Annotated in this window: 9 protein-coding genes; 6 read left to right on the top strand and 3 right to left on the bottom strand. The window is 71.6% G+C overall.

The window, feature by feature from the left end; all coding sequences use genetic code 11:
• Both cobA and cysK read left to right on the top strand, forming a co-directional pair.
• Positions 1-857, top strand: an 857-nt coding sequence (gene cobA / locus D180_RS12005) for a uroporphyrinogen-III C-methyltransferase (RefSeq protein ID WP_017912986.1), incomplete at its 5' end; no start/stop codon positions are given.
• A gap of 29 nt (positions 858-886) precedes the next feature.
• Positions 887-1,846, top strand: a complete 960-nt coding sequence (gene cysK, locus D180_RS12010) for a cysteine synthase A (protein ID WP_017908608.1) — start codon at positions 887-889, stop codon at positions 1,844-1,846.
• A 51-nt stretch (positions 1,847-1,897) separates the two neighbouring features.
• Here the strand turns inward: cysK and D180_RS12015 are convergent, their stop codons facing one another.
• Positions 1,898-2,284, bottom strand: a complete 387-nt coding sequence (locus D180_RS12015) for a hypothetical protein (protein WP_017912987.1) — start codon at positions 2,282-2,284, stop codon at positions 1,898-1,900.
• Between the two features lie 119 nt (positions 2,285-2,403).
• Positions 2,404-3,504 carry a nucleoside hydrolase gene (locus tag D180_RS12020; protein ID WP_017912988.1) on the bottom strand — a complete coding sequence of 367 codons (1,101 nt, stop codon included), beginning with the start codon at positions 3,502-3,504 and terminating at the stop codon, positions 2,404-2,406.
• Between the two features lie 254 nt (positions 3,505-3,758).
• Between D180_RS12020 and D180_RS12025 the strand changes: the two genes are divergently transcribed.
• On the top strand, positions 3,759-4,274 hold the full coding sequence (locus D180_RS12025) for an isoprenylcysteine carboxylmethyltransferase family protein (RefSeq protein ID WP_017912989.1): 516 nt from the start codon (positions 3,759-3,761) through the stop codon (positions 4,272-4,274).
• Between the two features lie 22 nt (positions 4,275-4,296).
• Here D180_RS12025 and D180_RS12030 read toward each other — a convergent pair whose 3' ends face one another.
• The gene (locus D180_RS12030; protein ID WP_017912990.1) at positions 4,297-4,794 is read right to left on the bottom strand and encodes a hypothetical protein; all 498 of its coding nucleotides are present in this window, start codon (positions 4,792-4,794) and stop codon (positions 4,297-4,299) included.
• A gap of 126 nt (positions 4,795-4,920) precedes the next feature.
• Here D180_RS12030 and D180_RS12035 point away from each other — a divergent pair, with 126 nt between their 5' ends.
• The 3 genes from D180_RS12035 to D180_RS12045 form a co-directional block, all read left to right on the top strand.
• Complete coding sequence (locus D180_RS12035; protein ID WP_017912991.1) at positions 4,921-5,463, top strand: O-acetyl-ADP-ribose deacetylase; 543 nt, start codon at positions 4,921-4,923, stop codon at positions 5,461-5,463.
• 266 nt (positions 5,464-5,729) lie between these two features.
• Positions 5,730-7,430: a ShlB/FhaC/HecB family hemolysin secretion/activation protein gene (locus D180_RS12040; RefSeq protein WP_017912992.1), complete on the top strand. Its 1,701-nt coding sequence runs from the start codon at positions 5,730-5,732 to the stop codon at positions 7,428-7,430.
• A gap of 13 nt (positions 7,431-7,443) precedes the next feature.
• Positions 7,444-8,193 (top strand): filamentous hemagglutinin N-terminal domain-containing protein (locus D180_RS12045; RefSeq protein WP_043090885.1); only part of this gene is annotated, 750 nt, incomplete at its 3' end.

An 8,193-nucleotide genomic window follows, 5' to 3' on the forward strand; every position in this document is an offset into this window, starting at 1 on the left:
TGGCCAATGCCGCTGCCGCCGAGACCGCCGCACAGCAGGCGCTGCCGCTGCGCCCAGGCAGCGTGACCCTGGTCGGCGCCGGGCCCGGCGATCCCGGCCTGCTCACCGGCCACGCGCTGCACGCCCTGCGCCAGGCCGACGTGGTCCTGCACGACCGCCTGGTCAGCGCCGCGATCCTGCAGCTCGTGCCGGCCGGCACCGAGCGCATCGCCGTCGGCAAGTCGGCCGACGGCCATAGCGTGGCGCAGGAGCAGATCCATGCCTTGCTGCTGGAACACGCGCGGCGCGGACGCCGGGTGGTGCGGCTGAAGGGCGGCGACCCGTTCGTGTTCGGCCGCGGCGGCGAGGAACTGGAATACCTGCGCGCACACGGCGTGGACTACGCGGTGGTGCCCGGCATCACCGCCGCGCTGGCCTGCGCCGCCTACGCCGGCATCCCGCTCACCCATCGCGACCACGCGCAATCGCTGCGCCTGGTCACCGCGCACTGCAAGGCCTCGCTGGACACCCTGGACTGGACCGCACTGGCACAGGAACGGCAGACCCTGGCGGTGTACATGGGCGTGGCCGGCCTGGACACGGTGCGCACGCGCCTGCTCGCCGCCGGCCGCGCCGCCGGCACGCCGTTTGCGCTGGTGGAAAACGGCTCGCGTGCCGAGCAGCGGGTGGTGCGCGGCACCCTCGCCGACCTGCCCGACACCGCCCGCGCGCATGCCGTGCGCGCACCGGCGCTGCTGATCCTCGGCGAAGTGGCCGCGCTGGCCGACACCCTGCACTGGTTCGGCGCCGCACCGCTGCACGCGCTGCCCTCACCTTCCCCGAAGCAGGCGGCGCCTACCCTGGCCCACGCCGCCTGACCCGCCCCCCATTCCCGGAGACCTTGCCCATGGCCATCTACGACAACATCCTCGACACCATCGGCCACACCCCGATCGTCAAGCTGCAGCGGCTGGCGCCGGCGCACGTGGACCTGTACGTCAAGGTCGAAGCCTTCAATCCCGGCGGCTCGGTCAAGGACCGCCTCGCCTTGGCGATCGTGCTCGACGCCGAGGCGCGCGGCCTGCTCAAGCCCGGCGACACCATCGTCGAAGCGACCTCCGGCAATACCGGCGTGGCGCTGGCGATGGTCGCCGCCGCGCGCGGCTACAAGTTCGTGGCGACGATGGTGGAGACCTTCTCGATCGAGCGCCGCAAGCTGATGCGCGCCTACGGCGCCAAGGTGATCCTGACCCCCGCCGCCGAGCGCGGCAGCGGCATGGTGCGCAAGGCCGAGGAACTGGCCAGGCAGCACGGCTGGTTCCTGGCCCGGCAGTTCGCCAACCCGGCCAATCCGGCCTACCACCGCAGCACCACCGCTGCGGAAATCCTGCGCGACTTCGCCGGCCGCCGGCTCGACCATTTCGTCAGCGGCTGGGGCACTGGCGGCACCCTCACCGGCGTCGGCGAAGTGCTGCGGCTCGCGCGTCCGGAAGTGCACATCACCGCCACCGAACCGGCCGGCGCGGCCCTGCTGCAGGGCCAGGAATGGAAGCCGCACAAGATCCAGGGCTGGACGCCGGATTTCGTGCCGGAGGTCCTCAACCGCGAGGTCTACGACGAAGTGTTGAGCGTGGAAGACACCGACGCCATCACGGTGTCGCGCCGCCTCGCCGCCGAGGAAGGCATCTTCACCGGTATCTCCGGCGGCGGCACGGTGGCCACCGCGCTGCGCGTGGCCGAGACCGCGGCGCCCGGCGCGGTGATCCTGGCGATGCTGCCGGATACCGGCGAACGCTACTTCTCCACGCCGCTGTTCGCCGACATCAACGAAGGCAGCGACGACGACTGGCTGGCCGGCCTGCCGTAAGCGCGCAGCGGCAGGCATGCGCCCTGGCGCTGCCGCACCGGCGCAGCATCGCTACTGTGCGTGCGGATCGAAGTACGCCGTCCACGATATCGGCGCGGCGCGCAGGCTGGCCGCGTGTTGGAACGCGGCCATGGCTTCGGCCTGCTGGTCCACGTTGAGCAAGGCCACGCCCAGATTGAAGTAGGTGCTGCGATCGTCGGACTGCAGGCGCACGGCGCGGCGCAGTGCCGCGGCTGCCCGCCGGTAGTGCCCGCGATCGCACAGCACCGCGCCCAGACAGGTGAGCGGGCGTGGATCGGCGGGTGCCGCTCTGGCCGCGGCACGCACAAGTGCCTCGGCCTCGGCCAGCAGCGCATCGGCACGCTGCGGCTCCCGGAACGCTGCCATGACCAAGGCCTTCGCCTGCGCGAGGCGGTCGTCGGGCACGGATGCGCTCATGTCAGTGCACCCCAGGCCGGCGTCCCGCCTGCCCCGCACGCGAGCGGCAGGACGACGAGCCCGCTGCGCACCAAGACGCCGTGGCGTGCAGCGGACTGCACATCCGCGTTCGCCATGCCTCAGACCGGCAGCGGCGCGCCCAGCGCCGGCGGCTGCGGCGCGGTCAGGCGCTCCACCAGCAACTGCTCGATGGCGGCCACGTCGACCTCGCGCACCACTTGCTGCGCCTGTTCGCCCAGGCCCGGCTGGTAGCCCGGCGCCCACGACAGGATGTCGCCGTAGCCGGCGCCGAACTCGGTGTTGGTGTCCACGTACAGCGTCTCGCTGACGGTGGCCAGTTCCGGGCGCAGCCACACCGCGGTGGCCAGTTCGTCCCACATCGGGAAGCCCGGTTCGCGCCGGCGCAGCGCATGGCCGATCGGCGTGTCGGCGGCGCCCATCCGCGCCAGCAGCTGCGGGGTCAGTTCGGTGGCGGTGGACGGATCCACCGGCACCATCACCATGCGCCGCCACGGCGCGCGCATCACGATGCTGGCCGCCTCCGGATCCCAGCGGATGTTGAATTCGCGCCGCGGTGAATTGACGAACTCGCGCGCGAACTGCGCCGCCGAGACGCTGTCGCGGCGCTGCCGCGGATTGAGGCTGCCGCCCATGTAGACCAGTTCCTTGGCCAGCGTGGCGAAGTCGGGATCGAGCCGCTGCGCCAGGGCCAGATTGGTCAGCGGCCCGGTGGCGACGATGCTGACCTCGCCGGGGAACTCGCGCACCTTGCGGATCATGAACAAGGCGGCCGGCTCGCTGGCCGCCTGCACCACCGTGGGATTGCCCAGCGGCAGGTCCGGGACCACGTCGTGGGCGTGGTAGCGCGGCGCGCTCTGCACGGTGTCGTGCTCGACCCATTGCCGGGTCCAGGCGCCCTTCCACAGCAACTTGCCGTACAGCGCTTCCCAGCGCTCGGTGGCCACCTCGCTGTTGAGCAGCGGGAACACCGGGCCGGGCAGCACCGGCACTTCGCCGCGCCCGGCGATCTCGAGCAGGCGCCGGGTATGCGCCAGCGCTTCGTCGCGCCAGATGTTGCCGCTGACCACCGAGATGCCCAGCACCTCCACCTCGGGCGATTGCAGCAGCAACAGCTGCGCAGGAGTGAAGCCGTCGATGTCGTCTTCGAGGATGACCCGGCGGCGCGGGGCGGCGGTGCTGCTGGCGGAAGCGATTGGCATGAGGCGGGACAGTGGTGGCGGAAGGGGGAACGACCGACGCGTCGGGCGCGATTTGACGCGGAACGACGCGACACGTCGAACGCAAGCGCCGGCGACGTGCCGCACGGGCGCTAGGGTAATCGGGTTTGCGCGCACTGCCACGCACGACGAGGCACTGCCGGGTCGCGCCCGTGCCCATTCGTGACGCGCGCGCGCGGACGCCGTGGGCAGCCGCGTAAACTTGCGCGGCCGCAACCGAACCAGGGAAGGACTGCATGCACGACCGAACCGACCGCACCGATCCACCGCCCGCACGTGCGCAGGTGCGCGTGCCGTTGCTGGTGCGCACGACCTCGCCGGCGCATTTCCTGCTGGCGCTGCTGCTCGGCGCCAGCCTGCAGCACGCGCTGCCGTTGCCGTTGCCGCAGGGCGCTGCACTGGCCTGGCTGCAACTGGGCGGCGGCGCCGTCGCGCTCGCCGGCCTACTGCTGGCGTGCTGGTGCTTCGTGCTGTTCGCGCGCGACCGCACCACCCTACTGCCCGAGCGCGCGCCCTCGCACCTGGTCTGCCACGGACCCTACCGGCTGACCCGCAACCCGATGTACGTCAGCCTGACCCTGAGTTACCTCGGCCTGAGCGTGCAGATCGGCTGGCCGTGGTCGGCGCTGTTGCTGCCCTTGCCGCTGCTGGCCTTGCAGCGGGTGGTCATCCCCTACGAGGAAGCGCGCCTGCGCGAACGCTTCGGCAGTGCCTATGCGCGCTACTGCGCGCAGGTCGCGCGCTGGCTGTAGCCACTGGCCGCATCGGCATGCCTCAGCGCGCCAGCCACCAGGCCGCCGCCGCAGCCAGCAACAGCACCAGCAGCACCCAACGCCAGGCCCCGCCGCGGTCGCCGGCGGCCACGGTCGAGGCAGCCCCCAGCGTCGGCGCCGAGCGCAGATGCCGCTGCACCATCTCCAGTGCCTCGCGCAGCGACATGTCCGGATAGTGCTCGAACACCAACTTGGCGGCCGTGCGCCGCTCGCCGCGACGCAGCGCCAGTTCCGCCGCCGGAGGCAGGCGCCGTTCCTCGGTCGGCGTTTGCGCCGGGGCCGACGTTGCCGGTGTCGCGCCTGCTGCGGCAGCGGAGGCGTGGCGGTCGAGCATCTCCGTCACCGTGCGCGCTGCGCCGGCCAGCAGCCAGGCATCGACCTGCTCCTTCGCACTGCGCAGGTCCATGCCGCTGTGCGCGCGCAGCAGCTTGATCGCCTTGATGATCTGGCCCTGCGCGAGGGCATCGGCGACCTGTGGCGGCGGCGGGTTCGGGTTCATGTCGCAGGTGCTGAGATGGGGGCGCGTCAGTCTTGCCGCTGGCCGGTTAAGCGGCCGTGGCAGCGCGCGGCGGCGGGTGGCGACACCCTCACGCATCCATCATTCGGCTCCCCTAAAGATCGGCGCATGAAGATCGAAATCTGGCAAGGCGACATCACCCAGCTCGACGTGGACGCGATCGTCAACGCCGCCAACGAGTCCCTGCTCGGTGGTGGCGGCGTGGACGGCGCCATCCACCGTGCCGCCGGCCCGGAACTGCTGGAAGAATGCCGGCGCCTGCCGGAACTCAAGCCGGGCGTGCGCTGCCCGGTCGGCGAGGTGCGTGCGACCGCGGGCCACCAGCTCAAGGCGCGGCACGTGCTGCATACCGTCGGTCCGGTGTGGCGCGACGGCGCCCACAACGAACCGGCCTTGCTCGCAAACTGCTACTGGCGCGCCCTGCGCCTGGCCGAGCAGATGGGCCTGCACTCGGTGGCGTTCCCGGCGATCAGCTGCGGCGTCTACGGCTACCCGCTGCACCAGGCCGCGCGTATCGCGGTGGCCGAGACCGACGCCTGGCAGCGCGCGCATGCGGTGCCCAAGCGGATCATCCTGGTGGCCTACAACGACGCCACCGCCAAGGCGTACCGGCAGGCACTGCGCGACGCGCAGTGCGCCACTGCAGCCTGAGCGGTCGACCCGGACACTCTCAGAGACCCGGCGAGTACCCGCGAATCACCACAGGGCCTGCGTTCCACCCAGGCGCAGGCACGCCCTGATTCACTAAGATGGCGGCCGCCCAGCGCCCGGCGCTGGCACAGCATGCTGTGGGGATTATCCCGACACCGTGTCAGGGGACCGCGCAAAGAGTGATCGCGCGCTCAGATTCGCTCAGATTGATCGGCGGTGGGAAGGCTACATTGCGCGAGCCTCAACCCTAACGCCACCTTAACATCATGACGATTTCTTGCCGTCCGCGTCCGAGTACGCTGGCGAATGCCCTGTTCGTGCTTCCGTGGGCCGCCGGCCTGGCCTTGACGCTGACCTGCGCGACGGCACTGGCCCAGGAGGCCGCCCCGGCCACCGGCACCAGCACCACCGACGCCGCGGCGCCGATCGCGGTACAGGCGATCCGCGTCACCGGGGTCGGCGACCATCCGCGCGAGCAGATCGATCCGGCGCGCCTGCAGGCGCTGGCCGACGCGCGCCTGCGCGCACTCGGCGGCGGCACGCTGCCGGCCCAGCTCAGCTTCGCGCAACTGCAGCAGATCGCCGACACGCTGACCCAGGCCTATCGCGACGCAGGCTTCCTGGTCGCCCGCGCCTATCTGCCGGTGCAGACCCTGGGGCCGGACCAGGTGGTCGAGATCCGCGTGGTCGAGGGCCGGGTCGGCAAGATCACCGTCGAGGGCGCGCGCCGCTACGACGACCGCCTGATCGCCAGCCCTGCCCTGGCCCTGCAGGGCCAGATCCTGCGCCAGCAGGATCTGCAATCGGCGCTGCTGTACACCCGCGACCTGCCGGGCGTGTCCGCCACCTCCGTGCTCAAGCCCGGCGCCAACCCCGGCGAGACCGACGTGGTGATCCAGGCCAGCGAGGAGCGCCCGCTGCAGGTCAGCGTCGGCGCCAGCAACTACGGCACCCCGAGCATCGGCCGCTACCGCGCCCAGGTGGGTGTGGACTGGAACAACCCGCTCGGTCTGGGCGACCACCTGTCGGCCAGCTATGCCTATGCGCTGGATCCGGCCAATACCTGGCAGGGCAGCCTCGCCTACCAGGTGCCGATCGCCGGCGTCGACGGCCTCAGCGCCAGCGCGTCCTACACGCGCAGCGTGGTCAACCTCGACAACGGCGCGTTCGCCGCGCTCGACATCCAGGGCCCGACCCAGCAGAGCGCGCTGGGCCTGGACTGGAAGTTCGTCAATTCCGATGCCTGGCGCGTGCAGAGCTGGCTGCACCTGGTCAAGGAAAGCTCGCGCCTGCAGGGCCTGGGCGTGCTGCTGTCCAAGCAGAAATTCGACGTGGCCGAACTCGGCACCAGCGTGCGCCACGACGACCGCCGGCTCCACGCCATCGACCTGCTGCAGCTCAGCGTGCGCGGCGCGCTCGACGACGATTCGCCGCAGACCGATTACCTGTACGCCCGCCACGACCGCCACTTCACGGTCGCGCGCCTGAGCTACACCCGGCTGCAGGGGCTGACCGCCACGCAGCGGCTGCAGTTGCGGGTCAACGGCCAGTACAGCGACGACACCCTGACCCCGCTGGAGCAGTTCTCGCTGGGCGGACCGACCAGCGTGCGCGCCTTCCCGCTCGGCGCCGCGCTCGGCGACCGCGGCTTCGACTCCGGCCTGGAGTACCAGGTGGACGCACCAGGCTTCGCCGGCGCCGCCTCGCCGTTCGGCGGCCGCGCCTGGGGTCAGCTGCTGACCGCCAGCGTGTTCTACGACTACGGCCGGGTCTACCCGAACGGCGCCAACCGCGCGGTCTACGACAGCGTCACCACCTTCGAGGGTGCCGGCGTCGGCCTCAGCTTCCGGCTGCCCGACTGGCACGGACTCTCGTTCGATCTGGCCGCGGCCAAGCCCACCGGCACCACCAAGCCGGGCGACGGCAAGGATGTGCGCTACTGGGCCCGCTTCGGCCTGACCTTCTGACCTGGGGATCTCCATGAACCGCATCTACCGCCTCGTCTTCAACCGCCACCTCGGCGTGCTCCAGGTCGCCTCCGAAGTCGCCACCGGCCACGCCGGCGCCACCGGCACCGGCGCGGCGCGCCTGGCCGCGCCGCTGCTGCCCTTCGCCCTGGCCTGTGCGCTGGCCGCGCCGGCTCACGCCAGCGGCGTGCCGTCGCTGTCCAGCGCCACCGGCGCCACCGTGTCGCAGAACGGCGGCACGCTGCAGATCGACCAGAACGCGGCCAAGGCGGTGCTGAACTGGAACAGCTTCAACGTCGGCAAGGACGCCAGCGTGGTGTTCGTGCAGCCGTCCAGCTCGGCGGTGGCGCTCAACCTGATCGACGCCAGCCGCGGCGCCAGCGTCATCGACGGCAGCCTGCGCGCCAACGGCAATGTGTTCCTGATCAACTCCGCCGGCATCCTGTTCGGCAACCACGCGCAGGTGAACGTCGGCGGCCTGGTCGCCAGTTCGCTGGGCCTGGCCGGCGACGACGACAACGGCTACCTGCTCGCGCGGGGCGACCATGGCGCCGCCAGCGTGGTCAACCAGGGCAGCATCCGCGCCGGCAACGGCGGCTCGGTCAATCTCGTCGGCAACCATGTCGCCAACCGCGGCAGCATCAGCGCCGACGGCGGCGCCATCCGCCTGCTCTCCGCCGATCAGGTCAAGGTGACCATGGACGCGGCCGGCGCGATCGGCATGCAGATGGTCGCGGCGGCCAGCCAGTCGGTGGACGGCGCG

It is taken from the genome of Xanthomonas sp. SHU 166 (genome assembly GCF_000364685.1).
In the GTDB taxonomy this organism is placed as follows: domain Bacteria; phylum Pseudomonadota; class Gammaproteobacteria; order Xanthomonadales; family Xanthomonadaceae; genus Xanthomonas_A; species Xanthomonas_A sontii.